This is a genomic window from Streptomyces sp. CA2R106, assembly GCF_037034245.1.
GTDB lineage: Bacteria > Actinomycetota > Actinomycetes > Streptomycetales > Streptomycetaceae > Actinacidiphila.
Map to the genome: position 1 here is coordinate 1 of NZ_JBAGKC010000192.1, position 388 is coordinate 388.

Annotated in this window: 1 protein-coding gene; it reads left to right on the top strand. The window is 75.3% G+C overall.

The annotated features are described in order from the left end of the window. A partial coding sequence (locus tag WA788_RS35690) for a polyketide synthase (protein ID WP_335984680.1) occupies positions 1-388 on the top strand: 388 nt, incomplete at both ends.

The following is a 388-nucleotide window of genomic DNA, read 5'->3' on the forward strand; positions in this document are numbered from 1 at the left end:
GCTGCGCGGCAGCGACACCGGCGTGTTCACCGGCGCGGTCACCTCGGAGTACGGCGGCGGGGCGACGCCGGAGCTGGAGGGCTTCAAGCTCACCGGCCGCACCACCAGCGTCGTGTCGGGCCGGCTGAGCTACACCTTCGGGCTGGAGGGCCCGGCCGTCTCCGTGGACACCGCCTGCTCCTCCTCCCTGGTGGCGATGCACCTGGCGGCGCAGGCGCTGCGCAACGGCGAGTGCTCGCTCGCGCTGGCCGGCGGGGCGACGGTGATGTCCGGGCCGTTCCTGCTGGTGGAGTTCTCCCGGCAGCGCGGCCTGTCGCCCGACGGCCGCTGCCGCTCGTACGCGGAAGGCGCCGACGGCACCGGCTTCTCCGACGGCGCCGGCATCGTC